This is a genomic window from Persephonella marina EX-H1 (assembly GCF_000021565.1).
Classification (GTDB): Bacteria; Aquificota; Aquificia; order Aquificales; family Hydrogenothermaceae; genus Persephonella; species Persephonella marina.
In genome coordinates, this window is record NC_012440.1 from 1,741,996 (window position 1) to 1,758,001 (window position 16,006).

Genomic DNA, 16,006 nt, shown 5'->3' on the forward strand with positions numbered 1-16,006 from the left:
GAAATGGACTATAAACAGACATTGGACAGCTTGTTAGACTATCCAACATTTGAACAGCTCTTACAAGAATCAATTACACTATCAAGACAAAAAAACCCTAAAATAACAAACTACAACGTCGGTGGAGCATATAGAACGCTTCTTGAAGTAAACTCAGAGGCTATAAAACAGCTGTATGACCTTGTGAGAGAACATATTGTTCCAAATATGTTTGTGATGACTGCTAAGGGGAAGTGGCTTGATGTTCACGCAGCTACATTTGGAATTACAAGAAAACCTGCAAAGAAAGCAAAAGGATATGTACTTTTCAGAAGAACAGATACATCAGGAAATATACTTGTTCCAAAAGGAACAATAATAAAAACAGCTCCTAACATTTTTGGAGAAGAGTTGAAGTTTATTACCACCGAGGAAAAAGTCTTGATAGATGGACAGGCAGAAATTTCAGTCCAGATAGAAGCTGAAGAATCTGGAGCAAAATACAATGTGGGAGAGGGAATGATAAGCACTCTGACCACATATATATCTGGAATTGATGAAATATATAACCCAGCCAACTGGCTACTTGAAGAAGGAACAGATGAGGAAACAGACGAAAGTCTCAGAAACAGAATTCTTCTTGTGTGGGCTACAAAGTCTATATTTACAGATGATTATTATAGATTTCATACATTGTCTGTTGATGGTGTAGTTGATTGTTATATAGACAATCAGCATCCAAGAGGACAGGGAACAGCTGATATATACATAGTTTCATCTTCTGGAATGCCAACAACAGATTTAATTTCACAGGTTCAGGCTGTAATAGATGATGTAAAAACTCCAGCTGCAGATGTTCTGGTAAAGGCTCCTGTGGAAAAACAGATTAATTTAGACATAACGATAACATCTTATTCTGATTATCCAGATAAAACGTTAATTCAAACTGAAGCGAAAAGAAGAATAAATGCCCTGTTCATTTATAACCCAGACTATAAGGAAATAATTTTTGATTACGAAAGTAGAAGATTTACTATTGGTAAAAATATAACTCTTTCTACTATTTACTATGTCCTTATGGAAATAGAAGGAGTAGAAAAAGTAAACATAAACAGTCCAACAACTGATATTGCTGTGAATCCAAATGAACTTCCAACACTTCAAGGCTTAACATTGCAGGTGGTGTAAGGAATGGAAAATAGAGTAGTAAAGCTGATTGATGAAGATGGAAATAAAGTAGTTTTGCCAATAGACAATACAGGACTTGAAATAAATAAGAGTATAAAATATCAGGATGATACAGGAGAAGGAAACAGTTCCCTTACAAGACTGTATGAAGGATACGAACCCGCATATATAGATATAACATTTAGTCTTGCTGATGAAGAGGATATTACTGCTTTTGAAAAGCTGAAACGGATTGAAAAAGCTTTCAAGCGATTAAAAGATGGCAGACCTGTTATCTGGACTATCATAGATAAACACTGCAAGGCAAGAGGAGTAAAAAAGGTTCAGTTCTATGATCTTAGATCCTCTGAAACAGACACTGGAATAGAGGCAACTCTTCAATTAATAGAAGCTCAGTTACCTGAGGAAAAAAAGGAAAAGAAAACTTCTACTGGCACAAATGATATAGCAGATAATACATCTGAAAATACTGCAAACAAAACAAAAACATGCACAGCACAATCAACATCAGAATATTGTAGGAAACTCCTTGTGAAATACGAAAAAGAACGAATGGAAGGTAAAACAATCCTCGCATTTGAAGACTGGGCAAAGCAAAAGCCACTGCCACCTTCAGCAGACACAGATACTATAGCAGTGTAAAAACTTCATTGTCCAACCTGTCCTAACACTATCAGCAGCTGTGTTTTATTTTTTTATCAAAACTACATTCAAGGCTGGAAAATGAAAGCAAAAGCAAAAGGTTCAAGAATAGAACGGGAAGTGAAAAAAATATTTGAAGAGTATGGTTTTGAAGTTATAAGGTCTGCAGGAAGCCTTGGAAAAGCAGACCTACAGGTTAAAGGAGTAGGTTCTATTCAAGTGAAAGCCAGAAAAACTTTCTCAGTTTTAAACCTCTTTGACGGAGCAGATAAGCTCGTAATCAAAGCCAACAGAAAAGAGCCTTATATCGTAATACCCCTAAGAATTTATCTGGAGGAAATTAAATGTCGGAATGGCAAATAGCAATCAGTATTGGACAACTGATAGGAACGGTAGGAGCTTTAGTCTGGTTTACACGAAGTTTAAAAACAGACCTTTCAAAACTTCAAGACAGTCACAACAAGAAAATAGAGAACCTGCAAGAAAAACATTATAAGCTCCGGGAAGAAATAGCTGATAAATATCTAAAAAGAGATGAATGGCTTGCATATCACAATAAAACAGAAGCAAAAATGGAAAGAGAGTTTGAAGAAATCAAAAAACTTATTATGGAGATAAGAAATGGAAAAAGTAGATAAACAGATTAATGCCTTAATCTTAAAATTCTTAGACAAAATGGGAAATGAAGGATTAACTATAGCTTTTATTGAAGGGCTTCTTTATGATTGGCACTTGTTTCCAGACAGACATCACCTAATGAATGTAAATATAAGATACCTTGTCAACAAGCACTATATAGAACCGAAAAACAATCACCCAATACTTGATGATGCTATGAAATTCAGGATTACACCTAAAGGAAAAGCACTACTAAAAAAAGAATTTATAGACGCAAACATTGACTTGGAGATTTAACTATGCCAAGAAAACACAATTTTGATAAACAGCCACACTTAAAAAAAGAAGTTGCAAGGATGTATGCAGAAGGTAAAACAATAGCAGAAATAGAAACAGAGTTGAAAATAAAATTTCCAAATGCCCATGCTTCAAAAACATCAATTCACAGATTTATCCAGAGAGTCAAACCACTACTGGAGCTAAAACAGGCAGGTTTACTTTCAGATGAAGATTTTGACCTTATGACCCAGTCTCAAAATATAGCACTGCTTACCAATGGCTTGCTTATGGAGTTATTTGCAGAATGGCAGGAAAAAGGAGAAATAGAAGAAAAAAAGATTGACAAGCTTTTATCTCTTATAAATGCTTCAGCAAATCTTTCCCGTTCAACTGCTTATGTAGAAAAAACAAAAACTCAGCTGATTCAATATACAGAAAAGCTGTTTGAAAAAATCACAAAGGTATTAATTGAAGTGGTAGAGGACAAACAGCTACGAGAAAAAATAATAAACAGACTTCAAGATGAGTTATAAAAAAGAAGGTATAAAAAGAGCTTTAGAAAAGGTAAAAAGCAGGTCTCCTCAGCAAGATCCTGAAAAACAAGCAAGGGTAGAAAAAGCTAAAAATGATTTCTGGTATTTTTGTAGCTATTATCTATCTCATAAATTCTTTTCCGAGCCAGCTCCATATCAAAAGCTTTTAATCCAACTGTTTAATACAAGAAATGCTACTCCAGAGATTGTTGAAAAACTAAAAGAATGGACTGAACCTGAAACTTGGAAATACCTAATTCCTAAGAAAAATATAAAAGGAATAATTAATATTGAACCAAGAGGACATGGAAAAACAACAAGGGCAGAAGCTTTTCTACTCTGGAATGCGATATTTGAAAAACATAAAAACATAATGGTAATAGCTGCATCAAAAGAAGCTGCAGAAGAGATTCTTGAAAATATAAAACTTGAAGTAGAAGAAAATGAAAAACTACTTGAAGATTTTGGAGAGCTTGAAGGCTCACCGTGGAAAGCAAATTATATTAAGTTTAAAAATGGAGTTTCTATATCTGCAAGAGGTATTGACGGCAGAATAAGAGGTTCAAGAAAAGGAGCGACAAGACCAGACTTAATTTTATGTGACGACCTAATAAAAGACCAGGCAGCAGAGAGTCCAACACTAAGAGAAAAAATTTACAACAGGTTCAAAAGAGCAGTTTTACCTATGGCAGATAGAGACGCATTTATAATTTTCACAAATACCATACTACACTACGATGACCTTCCAAGTAGGTTACTCAAAGAATACGAGCAAGGAAAACATAAAGAATGGTTTGCAGTTTTCTTTGCAACACCGTTTATTGATAAGAATGGCGAAGAAAAGGCTTTATGGGATAGTTATTGGGATTTAGAAAGTTTAAGGAAAAAAGAAGAACAAATAGGTTCTACTGCCTTTGCCCAGGAATATAGAAACAGACCTCGCTCAGAAAAAGATATGATATTCAAGCCTGACTGGTTCCAATATTACGACATAACAGAAGTATGGGGCAAAAAATTAGATGTTGTAATGGGAGTAGATCCTGCTACAGGAAAAAAGGATGGAGATTATTCTGCAATAGTAACTGTTGGTAAGGATATGAGTACAGGCTTATATTATGTGTTAGATGCTTTTGGAGAAAGGATATCAGATTTAAAGTTTGTAAATAAATTGATTGAAAAATATCAATTATATAAACCACGGAAAATAATCTTTGAATCACAAATATTTCAAGAACTGTATAAGAATACAGTTATGCGAGAAGCTTCTAAACAAGGTGTTCATTTGCCTATTAAGCCTGTAAAAGCAAATGCACCAAAAGAAGTTAGAATTAAATCTTTGGAACCGTTGGTTGAAAACGGGTTAATTCTGTTTAGGGAAAATCAAACTCGCCTGTTAGAGCAATTAGAAGAGTTCCCAAAAGGTGCCCACGATGATTTACCTGATGCTCTTGCTTATGCGATAAGAGAGTTTGAAAAGTCTTCAGGAGAAGTAAAAATAGTAGATTCTACCCCATGGAATTCTAAAAGACTGGAAATTCAATACTAATGCTCAACCACATCAATTTCTTCCTAACTTGATACAGAAAAATAAATCATGTAGATTCACAAAAAAAGTAAACGCAATCTGAGGGATTTGCCCATGGGTGTAAAAATACCTACAAAAGAGGGGAATTTAATTCAGGATGAAATCTGGAATCTTATCAGGAGAAAACAGGAATTAAATGAAGAACTAGCAAGAATAAACAGAAAACTAAAAGAAAAATTAAGCCTGCAAAGACAAGTAATTGTAGATTTTGAAAGCTGGGTAAAACAAAAAAGCATAGAAAAATTAGGAGAGGTAAAGGCTTCTTATTCCATTAGGGAAGCTTCTAAAGTAACTGGAATTTCTCGCTCAACTATCCATCATAGAATAATGGAAGGTCAGATTTTAACATTGGAAGACAAAAATAAAAGAATACCTTTTGAAGAAGTAGTTAAATTGGTAAGTCTTTATTACTAATACACTTTATCTGTCCAACCTGTCCTAACTTTTTCTACCTTCACATTCTATCTTTTTTACATGATTAAAATACCGAGTAGCCAAGAGATTTTAAATATGTTAGTAGCTGACTTCTCTCAGATTATTAATACGACAAAAGCCCATAAAGGGTATGGACAACATTCTACTATTCCAGCACTTGCTATTGAGTTTGCAGGTCAAAATATCAAAAGAAATAGAAAGAGATGGAGAACAATAAAAACAGATACAGATATAACAATTAGATACAAAATTGATGATTTTATATATACAATTGAATTAAATGCACTCATCTCTGAAAGTCAGATTGGCTTACTGGACCAGATAGTATCTACTGTGCTTAACAATCCCTATAAAACAGATTCAAATGGAGAAATATTGCAGCTTCACATCAACCCTTTTGAATTCCAGGAAGAAACAGACAAACAAGGAATAAACAAATATAGAACAGTTTTAACAGTAAAAGGTATATCAGTTTTAGATAAAAATTACCCCAAAATACCAATTAATAAGGAGGTTATATTCTCATGAAAGCAAAAGAGATAGCAGAAAAACTTTTAATTAAAAAAGCAAAAATTAAACAGGGAGATAAAGAAAGAGAAATAGTTCTAAAAAACAGAATGCACATTTTTGAAGGTATGAAAGCTGCTTTCAACATCAAAGATGATGATGAAATGTCAGAAGAAAAATTTAAAGAGATGATGGATGCTTTTTTAAACAGTAAAAGCCATGAAATACCAGATCTATCAAAAAAATCTCCAGAAAAAGAAGGAGAAGATATTGCCACAGGTGCATTAGTAACTAAAAAGAAAGGAGGCAGTAAATAATGATTAGAGTAGAAGGACAGAAATCAGCATTACCAGATGTTGATGTTCTTTTTTATGATGGTGCATTAGGAAGAATACCAGCCACTGGAGATGGAATAGCAATAGCAGTTGGAGTTAAAGATACATCTGGAACAGCTACAGCAAATCAAGTTTATAGATTATTTCTACCTAATGATTACGAAAAAGCGATAGAGCTATTTGGTGGTGCTTTTGCAGACAAGCTACTTGATGCTGTTTCAAATGGACAGGGGATAGTTTACGCAATATCTGCAGCTTCAAGCACATCGGCTGATATACTTACTGCAATAGAAACAGCAGTAGAACAATCACTTGTAAATGGAGATGCACTTTTTGAATATATAGCAGTTCTAACACCTGTAGATAAAACACTTGCAACATCAATAGAGTCTTATCTTACTTCTCTTGTATCAAGACACATATATGTTTGGGCAATTGTAGAAGCAAGAGACAGAGATACAACTACAGAACCAGATTTTGATACTTATGTTACAAATCTAATATCCGAATGGTCTGGATTTAATGCTTTAAGAACATTTGTTGTTGCTGCTTATGCGACATTTACAAACATAAAGGGAAATCAGGGATATAGAAACGGTCTTGGTTCTATAATGGGACTTATCTCAAGAGCTAAAGTCTCTCAGGACATTGGAGAAGTTGGAGCATTTCCTATTAAAAATCTTGTTTCACTTCCAGATGGTCTTACCTATTCCCATATTTATACACTTGACCAGGCAGGTTTCATAACCATCAGAACCTACGATGGATATGCAGGATATTATGTAACAAATCCTGTTGCAATAAATGATCCAACTTCTGATTATCACTTTATGTATGCAAGAAGAGTGGCTGATAAAGCTGCAAAAATTTCAAGAAAAACAACCCTGAAGTATATAAAAGGTGAAATACTTCCGCCAAACAATCAGGATCCTGCAAATCCAGTAAGACCTACAAAATCACCTACAGTTCAGGAATTAAAAGCAAAAATAGAACATGCTTTAAAAGTAGGAATGTATGACCAGAAAGAACTTTATGGCTATAGAGTTTACATTCCAGAAGATCAGGATATCTGGGCAACAAAAACACTGAACGTTTACACAAAACTAATTCCAACACCACATATGGATTGGATTGAAATACATCAATCCTTTGAGAATCCACTTCTTGAAATAGGAGGTTAATAAAAAATGGCTAACGTATTAATCAATGGGAAAGAATATGACTGGAGTTCTGTTGAAATAGGAATAGACGATGCACCACAAGTATTAAAAGACCATATTGTAGCCATTGACTACGAAGATAAAGACAACATAAAAGCTCGGTACGGTAGAGGAAATAAACCACTTGGCTGGACACAAGGCAGATGGGAAGGGTCAGCAAAAATCACCTTAACAAGAACCGGATTTAACATTTTAATGGAGTGGGTAAGAACCCAGGGTAAACAGAGAGTTTCCCAGATACCTCCTTTCCCTATAACCATATCTTACCTTGATGATGAATTTAACGTAACTGTTACAGATAAACTGCCGTCTGTAAAAATGGATAATCCAAAAACAAAAGCAGCAGAAGGCGATGAAAAGGTTGATGTGGAAATAGCTCTAATCCTTTTAGAGCCAATTGAATGGGGAGTTAAAGCATAATGATTGCAGACTGGCTGTGGGAAATATCTCCCACAAGCTTTAAAACAGGGAATAAAGATAAAACAGAAAGAGATATTTACAAGCTTTACCAGGTTTGGGAATCTAATATTGAAAACTTCAGGCAACATGCATTTACAGTAAGAAGACAAAGGTTTCCACAACTTGCAAGTTCAAATGCTTTATATCTGCTTGGTAAAGAAAGAGGATTTAACAGATTCAAATCTGAAACAGAAGAGGAATTTAGAAACAGAGTTATAAACGCAATATCTTGGTATGAAAAAGCAGGAACCGTAAAGGGAATTAGAGAAATTTTATCTTTATACGGCTTTGAAAATGTAAAAATAACACCAGTTTTAAAAATAGATCCAAGCAGATGGGCAGAGTTCAGGGTAGAAACAACTTCAGAAAGACAAATAAATGCAGAAACCGTTCAACTTGTTATAGACATAGTAAACAAATTGAAACCAACTCATGAAAAACTGAGAGAAATAATCCTTTCTTACCTAACAAAAACAAACTGCTATCTTTCATCAGGCACAATGGCAGAAACCACAGCCTATAGTGAAATGATAACAGGCTTTAAGTGGACATCAAAAGGAGAAGCTTTTGTTTATGCAGGTTCTATGGGAGAAGTGGCATCAACAACACAATTTGTAGAGGTGTAAAATGGCAGTAGGACAAAGTATTCTAACAGTCAAAGGCTCTTATGCACTGGCAGATGCTTCACAAACAGGGAAATCCATAAAACCAAAGTTTTATAAGGTTTCAAATCAAGACATAACACTTGACCCAACTCTAACAGATATAAGCGGAGTATGGAAACAGGCGGATATAAGCGGATATTTCCCAGTAAACGATAACACTGTTGAATTTCTTGTAGATATCCCGCCAGAAGAAGCAACAAGCTATGGAAGAACATTTGGCTTATATCTTGAAGATGGAACACTGTTTATGATAGCAAAACCACCTTATCCTTTCCCTCCAGCATTGCGTCAGACTTTCAAAATTCAGCTTGTTTATAACAATGCTAATAATCTGATTGATTTCCAGTATGTTCCGTTTTATGAGACTGAACAGGATCTAAGTATTCTTTCCGTCTCTGTATCGCTTGGTAAATTACTTCAGCAGCATAGAAACGAAATAGAAATGCTAAAGTCATGGAATAAATCCCTCTCACAAGAAATACAAAAGATTAAATCAAAACTTGGAATGTAAGGAGGATAAATAATGGGTATAGACGTTCAAGGGTTAAATGAAAATGCATTAAGGACACTAAAAAACAGTGATGAATTTGTAAGGAAATACATAGAGTTCTTATCTGCTCCAGCAGGGACTATAACAATGGAATATTATGATGAGTTTGGAAACTTAAAAACAGCTACATTTGATAACAGAAATAAACTTGTTCAGGATTTGATTGCTAATCTAAACAATGCAATGACCAAAATACTATACTTAGACTATATAAACGGTAATGACGGAAACGACGGTTCATTAACTAATCCACTTAAGACTCCTGAGGAAGCATTATCAAGAATTCCAAATGGTGGATGGGGGGTTATTTGGCTTTTAACAGACGTTACATGTGACACAACTAAAGAAGCAGTGGACAAAGACAATATATCTGTAGTATTTGGAGCATCCCAGGATGTTTTAACAGCCTTAGGGAGAAATCCTAAAATAAGCTTTATCAATAATAGAACACAAATCCTGAAAGGAAATAATAACAGACTGTGGTTTAGAAATATAGACAGTGATTTTCAATTTACAGGATTAGCTTCACCAGTTTCTTTATTTGCATGGAATACCCACGTATATCAAGGAGATGCATCATTTAATATGAATGGTGGTATCGGATTTTATAACTGTAATATTTCTATTTCAACAGACAATGATACCGGAATTACTTTAATAGATTCTATGCCAGCTGTTCGCCTTGAATACGTTAACGTTTCATATACAAATGCTACAGGAAATGATGCATTTCACTTTGCAAATGCGAAATCTGTAAAAGTTCTTGGAGTTTACGGTTCATCATTAACAATCAACGGGGCAGTTTCAACATTTGAAGCAAACATACTGAATGTCGTAAAAGATGCAAACGGAACTCCAAGAAATATCATCACAAACCTAATTCTCTAAGGGAGGTTAAAATGATAAGGATAATCAAACTTGGGAACACGATTTACGAAAACATAGAAGCTAAAGAGATAGACGGACAAGGGAACGAAATCTGGAATGTCCCCAATGATGTAGTCCAGCTTAAAAAAGCACTTTCTGACACGCTCGCCTGGCTTGCCAAACAGAGAGTAAACAGTATTTTAGACCAGTATCAATATAACGGACTCGCAGATGTTCAAATTTATGCTTCTCAAAACGACCAGGAAGCTCAAACACTGCTTGATTGGTATTCTACATACGATAACCTCATTTGGTCTTACATAGATAACGACCTTGCAGCATTTCAGACAGTAGATGAGCTCTTACAGATAGATATGAAGAACATAGAACAACAAATCTATGAACAATCAATTCAAACGAGTCCACTGCCATGAAAACTTTAGCTGAGATTATCAAGCAAATTGAAAGTAGCAATAACAAATTAGCGGTTCGTTTTGAACCGCATTTTTATGAACGTTTGAAAAATAGAACAAATGATACTGCAGTATTAAAAATTAGAGAAATACACAAATGCACCTATTATACAGCCCTTATGATAGCCTCCACGAGCTGGGGCTACTTTCAGATAATGGGGTATAACTTGTATTTCTACAACCTGATAGACACCACGGTCTTTGAATTTCTATACAATGAAGAACTCCAGGAAAAAGCCTTTCAAGAATTCATAGAGAAAAGAAAAATCAATTTCTCCGTTGAAGAACTAAAATCAGACCCTGAAAAGATCAGAAGATTCGCCAGATATTACAACGGCGATGAAATCGGATATGCCAGAAAAATAGAAAAACTATTGAGGGTTTAGTTATGTTCTATGCTTACTTCCTGTTTCAGCTTTTTCTAATCATTCTACTTTCTCCAATAAGATGGACTATTAATCTTACAGCCAGGTTCCTGTGGAAACCAGAGTTCAAGTTTAAGCCAGAATTGTTTAAGAGTTCGGATAAAAACCTTAAAGAGCATGCAAATCAGATACATGAAGAACTAAAAACAAAAATAGAAAAAATTAAAAACGCAGGAGATGCTGTAAAGTTTATCTCTATATGGTATGTAGCCACAAAAGACAAAGAAGTATTAGAGCTTGTAAAAAGTTATATAAAAGACGGCAAACTAAATAGAAAAGCAGACACAAAGACTAATAAAAACTTTTCAGGGGATATGTTTGCTGGCTTGTCATACATGCTAACAGAGATGTATTTCAGCAGAGAGATTGACATTGAGGAAGATTTTAAAAGAGAAGTGATTAAAGCCTTTGAAAGTGCATTATTTGAAAAGCCCTATCTGATATTCAAATCAAACAGCAAAAACATGGATAGAGGATATCTCTTAAGATGGTTCTTTGCCAATAGCGGGCATTTTCTACCACTGCTTACATTACTTCAGCTTATGCATAGACTTACAGGACAGAAAAAATATATGCTTCTTTATTATCTGATATTTCCAGTTGCAGCTATAGACATTCTAATAAATTCAACATTCGCCATTGCATTAGGCAGATATCAATATCTCCAGTGGTATTATATACACAGCAATTTTCTCTATTATTACTCTCTATACAGACTAACCAGGAATAACATCTTCAAATATGCGATGGATTTTATATATGGACGCTTCTGGTTCAACCCAGACTTCGCAGGACTAATCAGTGATAAAGACATGGTCCTGCTCTGGGCAGAAGATTACACAAAAAAACCAGACAGATGCCAGAAGATCTGGGAAGAAAACATAACAGAATTTAAGAATCTTAAAAACATGCTTAGATTCAGAAAATCAACAGAATATTACAGTAAAGTTGTTATCCCACCAAGATGCAGAAGAAACGACTATCAGTGGGAAAAGGCTCTAAACGGAAATGAGTATAACTACAGCTCACATCTGGCAGGAATAGACTTCTTACATCTCATATATCTACTGGAGAAAAGAAGATGAGTATCCTGACAATGCTAAAGGAACCTGATGGAAAGTGGTCCTTTACAAGAGTATCAGGTTTTATACTACTGATTCACTATATGATATCAGCAAGCTATATAACAGTAAAAACAGCAACCATCCCTGATTTCCCTACAAATCACTTTTACCTGATAGCTTCTCTATACGGAATAAACAAACTATTTCCGAGGTTCAAAGAGGCTGTAAAAAATGTGGCTGAATTTATTAAGCCTAATAAATAAAAGATGGATTGGCTATATACTTGTCTTATTTTTTGTTGCTGGTTTTATACTCCAGCAGAGATTAAAGATAGAGAATTTAGAAAGGCAGATCTCACAAATAAAAATACAGTTACAACAAAAAGAAAATGAAATAAAAATCTGTAACTCCAACAAGAAAACATTTCTATCCAATATAGAACAAAGAGACAAAGTAATAAAACAGCTACAAAGAGAACTAAGTGAACAGAAAAACATCTGTAACAGCTTACTACAGAAAAAAGACAAGCTTATATCTGACCTGCAGAAACTGAAAATGACCAAACCAGAACCCGTGAAACCAACCGTAATTGTAAAGAAAGAATGCAAACTCAAAATTGAAACAGGAGAACAGCTCCATGAGAAAGATTATATATTCAATGTGCTTTCTAATATTGGCAAGTAGCTGTAGCATTAAGCCAAAAGAAAAAATAGTGTATAAATACATAGAAAAGCCTGTTTATATAGAGTGTCAAAAACCTGTTGTTCCTGAAAAGCCTGCCTTTCAACCTTACCAAATCTTCCGTGTCCAGTTTGAAGGGGAGTATTATTATTGTGTAAATGTAGTGAATGCGAAAATTTTAAGTGAAAACTGGTTGAGATATAAGAACTGGTGTGAGAGTCTGGAAATAAATTTAAAAAGGAAAACCCACTAATGAGATGGAGGGACGGCTACTTCCCCTCATACCGGCATAGGGAAACCCCTACCCCGCCGCTGGCAACGCCGATTTTCCAGCTGTCACCTCATCAGTGGTTAATTAAAAATTAAATCCTTATACTGAGAACTGCCATCCTAAACTGTCCCATTTTTTTGGACAAAGTGAAAATCAGTTTTTTAATGTGTCTGGGACACTTTTTTAGTTATTGATAATCAAGGATTTGCGAAAGTGGGGGTGTCCCATTTTTTTGGGAAATTATAAAATTATAAATGGCGGAGGGTGAGGGATTCGAACCCCCGGTGGGCTGTTAACCCACAAGTGATTTCAAATCACCCGCCTTCGTCCGCTCGGCCAACCCTCCACGGATGTGAGGATATATATTATAATAATCCTATTATAAAAATCAAGGGCTGTATTATGGATCAGGATTCTGTAATAAATATTTTTGAGGAGAGTGCTTCTTTAAAAAAAGAGTTTGTTTATGAGTATGCAGAAGAAATTCTTAATTTTGGAATTCTTCTGGCTAAAAGATTGAAAAATGGAAACAAGGTTTTGATCTGCGGTAATGGCGGTAGTTCAGCAGATGCCCAGCATTTTGCTGCTGAGATAGTTGGAAGGTTTGAACTTGAGAGGAAAGGATTTCCTGCAATAGCTTTAACTACAGATACTTCAATATTAACAGCTGTAGGAAATGATTACGGCTTTGAAAATATATTTTCAAGGCAGGTTGAGGCTCTGGGTGAGAAGGGAGATATACTTATAGGCATATCAACGAGTGGAAATTCAGAAAATGTTGTAAGAGCTGTATTGAAAGCAAAAGAGATAGGTATGTTCACAGCTGGTTTTTTAGGAAAGGATGGTGGAAAACTGAAGGATATTGTAGATTTTCCTTTTATCGTAAAACATAACAGTACAGCTAGAATTCAGGAGGTTCACCTTACTCTTGAACATACTCTATGTAAGATAGTAGATCTTTATCTTACAGGTGAGATCAGCTGATCTCTCCAACAAGATTGTACTTTTTCATCTTTCTCCATAAAGTTGTTACACTAATTCCAAGCATTTCTGCCGCTTTTTTTCTGTTTCCTGAAGATTTTCTCAATGCCTCCTTTATCCTTTCCTTTTCGCTGAACATCTTATCTTCAGATAATTTCGGCTCAAACTCTGTAGTATCCGTGTATATCTCCTCAAATGTGAGAAACTCGTCTGATATATGCTGGATATCAATAACATCCCTGTCATAGGCCATTATACATGCAGACTCAAGAACAGCCCTTAGCTCCCTTATATTTCCATACCATTCATGTTCCATAAGAAAGTCCATAGCTCTCTGTGTGATTCTCTTTCCCTTCCTGTGTAAGTAGCTGTTTACAATAAGAGGTATATCCTCCTTTCTTTCCCTTAAAGGTGGAATCTCTATCCTGGTTATTGCTATTCTGTAGTACAGATCGCTTCTGAAGTCTCCTTTTTTTATACTCTGTAAGAGATTTTTATTTGTTGCCGAGATAATCCTTACATTCACCTTTTTAGGTCTGCTGCTTCCCAATCTCTCAAACTCTTTTGTATCAACAAAAACAAGGAGTTTTGCCTGTGATGTAAGTGAGAGATCTCCAATCTCATCAAGAAATAGTGTTCCATTATCTGCTATCTCAACTTTTCCAGGTTTTGATGTTGTTGCACCTGTAAATGCTCCCTTTTCGTATCCAAAAAACTCACTCTCAAATAATGTCTCAGGAATAGCTGAACAGTTGACAGATACAAAAGGAAATGAGACCCTGTTGCTGTTTATATGGATCCATTTTGCAAGTTTAGATTTTCCTGTTCCCGTCTCACCTGAGATCAGAACAGAAACATCCGAGTATGCGATTAAGGATGCCTTCTCAAGGAGTTTTTTCATCTTTATATTCTGTGTGTTAAAAACAAGAAAGTCTTCATCTTCGGTCTCCCTTTCCTGGAAGTAAAACTGCAGTATATAGCCTTCTGGTGATCCGTCTCTGCTGTATATACGGGACAGATTAAAAATACCTGTAGAGAGATGATTGGAAGAATCTTTTATCATCCCGAAGAATTTTGGGATGTCAACTTTACTTTTTATGTCTGTCTCAACAATCTTTGATACAGGTTCTCCTATTAGCTCATCCGTATGATACCCAAGGTATAGGGAAAAATCCTCACTTATCCAGAGTATCTCAAGATTATTGTTGAGAATAATGCTGAAACCTTTCTCAAGTAAGTTCATATCTAATCTCCAAGAAGGAGTAACTTTTCCTCAATACGGTATCTCAGCTCCTTTGAGAGATCAGGATGTTTTAAAAGCCTTTTGTAAATTCTGTAGGCTTTATCCTTGTAGCCTAACTTTTCATTTACACGGGCAAGCCCTAACGATCCTTCAATATAACCCATCTCATCTAATATTTTATACAGATCTTTTGCTATAACAAGGGATCTCTCCTTTTCGTATAAATGGGCAAGATTATATATGATCTTTTTGTTCTCAGGATACATAAAGTAAGCTTCTTCAAGTATAGCCTTTGATTTTTCTCTCATTCCAAGGGCTTCATATGCCTTTGCCTTCAGAATTATAGCTGGGATGTAATCTTTCTTGACCTTAAGCGTTCTATTTGCATACTTTATACTGGCTTTGTAATATCCTCCTCTGTAATGAAGATCAGCTATCTTAAAAATAATATCAGAGTTACTCTTATTAAGTCTCCATGCCTGTTTATAAAAGTATATAGCTGATTTTATGTCTCCTCTCTTTTCTGCCTCTTTTCCTTTTCTTATATATGAGATTATTTTATCTCTTTTAGTTTCCCTTTTAACTTTATTTGTTTCCTTTTTAAAGGATGGTTTTTGGGGAACAAGAGTTAATACTCTGGAATTTTTAAACACCCTGTCTATCTCTGATTTTACCTGTTCAATTTTTATATTTACAGGTGGATAATTCAATGTTTTTATTTTTTTAGTCTGTTTTTTTTCCTGATGTTCCTTTAAAACTATTTCCTGTTTTTGAGAAACCTGAATTTCTTTATTTTTACCTGTATCCCCAGATATTTCCAGAAAGAATATCCCTGCATAGATAAAAATTGCTGTTAATATTAGGAAAAAGATCAGTACATTCTTTTTTCTTTTTGGTTTTACCCTGCTGAATGGGTGTATATCTGCTGATTCTGAATCGATCTCTTCTCTCTTTTTTGTCAAAAACTTTCCTGTTAAGCTCAAATCTTACCCCCTTACTTATATTA

The 16,006-nt window shown here is 34.9% G+C and carries 23 protein-coding genes and 1 tRNA gene; 21 read left to right on the forward strand and 3 right to left on the reverse strand.

The features are described 5' to 3' along the window. Window positions 1-3: 3 nt before the first annotated feature. The 20 genes from PERMA_RS08985 to PERMA_RS09080 all read left to right on the forward strand — a co-directional run bounded on the left by PERMA_RS08985 (window position 4) and on the right by PERMA_RS09080 (window position 12,508). Window positions 4-1,167: a baseplate J/gp47 family protein gene (locus PERMA_RS08985; RefSeq protein WP_015898942.1), complete on the forward strand. Its 1,164-nt coding sequence runs from the start codon at window positions 4-6 to the stop codon at window positions 1,165-1,167. A 3-nt stretch (window positions 1,168-1,170) separates the two neighbouring features. Next, window positions 1,171-1,809: a hypothetical protein gene (locus tag PERMA_RS08990; RefSeq protein WP_012675734.1), complete on the forward strand. Its 639-nt coding sequence runs from the start codon at window positions 1,171-1,173 to the stop codon at window positions 1,807-1,809. Window positions 1,810-1,890: 81 nt separating this feature from the next. Then, on the forward strand, window positions 1,891-2,172 hold the full coding sequence (locus tag PERMA_RS08995) for a PDDEXK family nuclease (RefSeq protein WP_012675310.1): 282 nt from the start codon (window positions 1,891-1,893) through the stop codon (window positions 2,170-2,172). Continuing rightward, entirely contained in the window at window positions 2,154-2,447 is a 294-nt protein-coding gene (locus PERMA_RS09000; RefSeq protein WP_012675956.1) for a hypothetical protein, read from the forward strand. The genes PERMA_RS08995 and PERMA_RS09000 overlap by 19 nt, the downstream gene beginning before the upstream one ends. Further along, a complete protein-coding gene (locus PERMA_RS09005; protein WP_012676595.1) occupies window positions 2,431-2,724 on the forward strand; it encodes a hypothetical protein in 294 nt (97 codons plus the stop codon). The genes PERMA_RS09000 and PERMA_RS09005 overlap by 17 nt, the downstream gene beginning before the upstream one ends. A gap of 2 nt (window positions 2,725-2,726) precedes the next feature. Then, window positions 2,727-3,239, forward strand: coding sequence for a hypothetical protein (locus PERMA_RS09010; protein ID WP_012676622.1), 513 nt, complete (start codon window positions 2,727-2,729; stop codon window positions 3,237-3,239). Next, a complete protein-coding gene (gene terL / locus PERMA_RS09015) occupies window positions 3,229-4,785 on the forward strand; it encodes a phage terminase large subunit (protein WP_015898931.1) in 1,557 nt (518 codons plus the stop codon). Before PERMA_RS09010 ends, terL begins: the two co-directional genes overlap by 11 nt. Before the next feature lie 93 nt (window positions 4,786-4,878). Further along, window positions 4,879-5,238, forward strand: a complete 360-nt coding sequence (locus tag PERMA_RS09020) for a hypothetical protein (RefSeq protein WP_012675824.1) — start codon at window positions 4,879-4,881, stop codon at window positions 5,236-5,238. 96 nt (window positions 5,239-5,334) lie between these two features. Next, window positions 5,335-5,787: a hypothetical protein gene (locus PERMA_RS09025; RefSeq protein WP_012676130.1), complete on the forward strand. Its 453-nt coding sequence runs from the start codon at window positions 5,335-5,337 to the stop codon at window positions 5,785-5,787. After that, a complete protein-coding gene (locus tag PERMA_RS09030) occupies window positions 5,784-6,083 on the forward strand; it encodes a hypothetical protein (protein WP_015898883.1) in 300 nt (99 codons plus the stop codon). The genes PERMA_RS09025 and PERMA_RS09030 overlap by 4 nt, the downstream gene beginning before the upstream one ends. Beyond that, the gene (locus tag PERMA_RS09035; protein ID WP_012675476.1) at window positions 6,083-7,282 is read left to right on the forward strand and encodes a DUF2586 family protein; all 1,200 of its coding nucleotides are present in this window, start codon (window positions 6,083-6,085) and stop codon (window positions 7,280-7,282) included. The genes PERMA_RS09030 and PERMA_RS09035 overlap by 1 nt, the downstream gene beginning before the upstream one ends. A gap of 6 nt (window positions 7,283-7,288) precedes the next feature. Then, a complete protein-coding gene (locus tag PERMA_RS09040) occupies window positions 7,289-7,741 on the forward strand; it encodes a hypothetical protein (RefSeq protein ID WP_012676311.1) in 453 nt (150 codons plus the stop codon). Continuing rightward, window positions 7,741-8,406 (forward strand): phage tail protein, encoded by a 666-nt coding sequence (locus tag PERMA_RS09045; protein WP_012675828.1) that lies wholly within the window; start codon window positions 7,741-7,743, stop codon window positions 8,404-8,406. Before PERMA_RS09040 ends, PERMA_RS09045 begins: the two co-directional genes overlap by 1 nt. Window position 8,407: 1 nt before the next feature. After that, entirely contained in the window at window positions 8,408-8,956 is a 549-nt protein-coding gene (locus PERMA_RS09050) for a hypothetical protein (protein WP_012676749.1), read from the forward strand. 12 nt (window positions 8,957-8,968) lie between these two features. Continuing rightward, window positions 8,969-9,883, forward strand: coding sequence for a hypothetical protein (locus tag PERMA_RS09055; protein ID WP_012675823.1), 915 nt, complete (start codon window positions 8,969-8,971; stop codon window positions 9,881-9,883). Between the two features lie 11 nt (window positions 9,884-9,894). Continuing rightward, window positions 9,895-10,296, forward strand: a complete 402-nt coding sequence (locus PERMA_RS09060) for a hypothetical protein (RefSeq protein WP_041530936.1) — start codon at window positions 9,895-9,897, stop codon at window positions 10,294-10,296. Further along, a complete protein-coding gene (locus PERMA_RS09065) occupies window positions 10,293-10,721 on the forward strand; it encodes an N-acetylmuramidase domain-containing protein (protein WP_041530937.1) in 429 nt (142 codons plus the stop codon). The genes PERMA_RS09060 and PERMA_RS09065 overlap by 4 nt, the downstream gene beginning before the upstream one ends. A gap of 2 nt (window positions 10,722-10,723) precedes the next feature. Further along, a complete protein-coding gene (locus tag PERMA_RS09070; protein WP_012676315.1) occupies window positions 10,724-11,845 on the forward strand; it encodes a hypothetical protein in 1,122 nt (373 codons plus the stop codon). Continuing rightward, entirely contained in the window at window positions 11,842-12,087 is a 246-nt protein-coding gene (locus tag PERMA_RS09075) for a hypothetical protein (RefSeq protein ID WP_012675223.1), read from the forward strand. The genes PERMA_RS09070 and PERMA_RS09075 overlap by 4 nt, the downstream gene beginning before the upstream one ends. Continuing rightward, the gene (locus PERMA_RS09080; RefSeq protein ID WP_015898943.1) at window positions 12,056-12,508 is read left to right on the forward strand and encodes a synaptonemal complex protein 1; all 453 of its coding nucleotides are present in this window, start codon (window positions 12,056-12,058) and stop codon (window positions 12,506-12,508) included. Before PERMA_RS09075 ends, PERMA_RS09080 begins: the two co-directional genes overlap by 32 nt. A gap of 523 nt (window positions 12,509-13,031) precedes the next feature. On the opposite strand, the gene PERMA_RS09090 is transcribed toward PERMA_RS09080, so the two are convergent. Next, window positions 13,032-13,122: transfer RNA gene (locus PERMA_RS09090), tRNA-Ser, on the reverse strand. A gap of 56 nt (window positions 13,123-13,178) precedes the next feature. Between PERMA_RS09090 and gmhA the strand changes: the two genes are divergently transcribed. Next, entirely contained in the window at window positions 13,179-13,760 is a 582-nt protein-coding gene (gene gmhA, locus PERMA_RS09095; protein ID WP_012676120.1) for a D-sedoheptulose 7-phosphate isomerase, read from the forward strand. Here the strand turns inward: gmhA and PERMA_RS09100 are convergent. Both PERMA_RS09100 and PERMA_RS09105 read right to left on the reverse strand, forming a co-directional pair. Next, on the reverse strand, window positions 13,753-15,000 hold the full coding sequence (locus PERMA_RS09100; protein WP_015898944.1) for a sigma-54 interaction domain-containing protein: 1,248 nt from the start codon (window positions 14,998-15,000) through the stop codon (window positions 13,753-13,755). The two genes, gmhA and PERMA_RS09100, sit on opposite strands and share 8 nt — an antisense overlap. Window positions 15,001-15,002: 2 nt before the next feature. Then, window positions 15,003-15,983 (reverse strand): tetratricopeptide repeat protein, encoded by a 981-nt coding sequence (locus PERMA_RS09105; protein ID WP_012676750.1) that lies wholly within the window; start codon window positions 15,981-15,983, stop codon window positions 15,003-15,005. Between the last annotated feature and the right edge of the window lie 23 nt (window positions 15,984-16,006).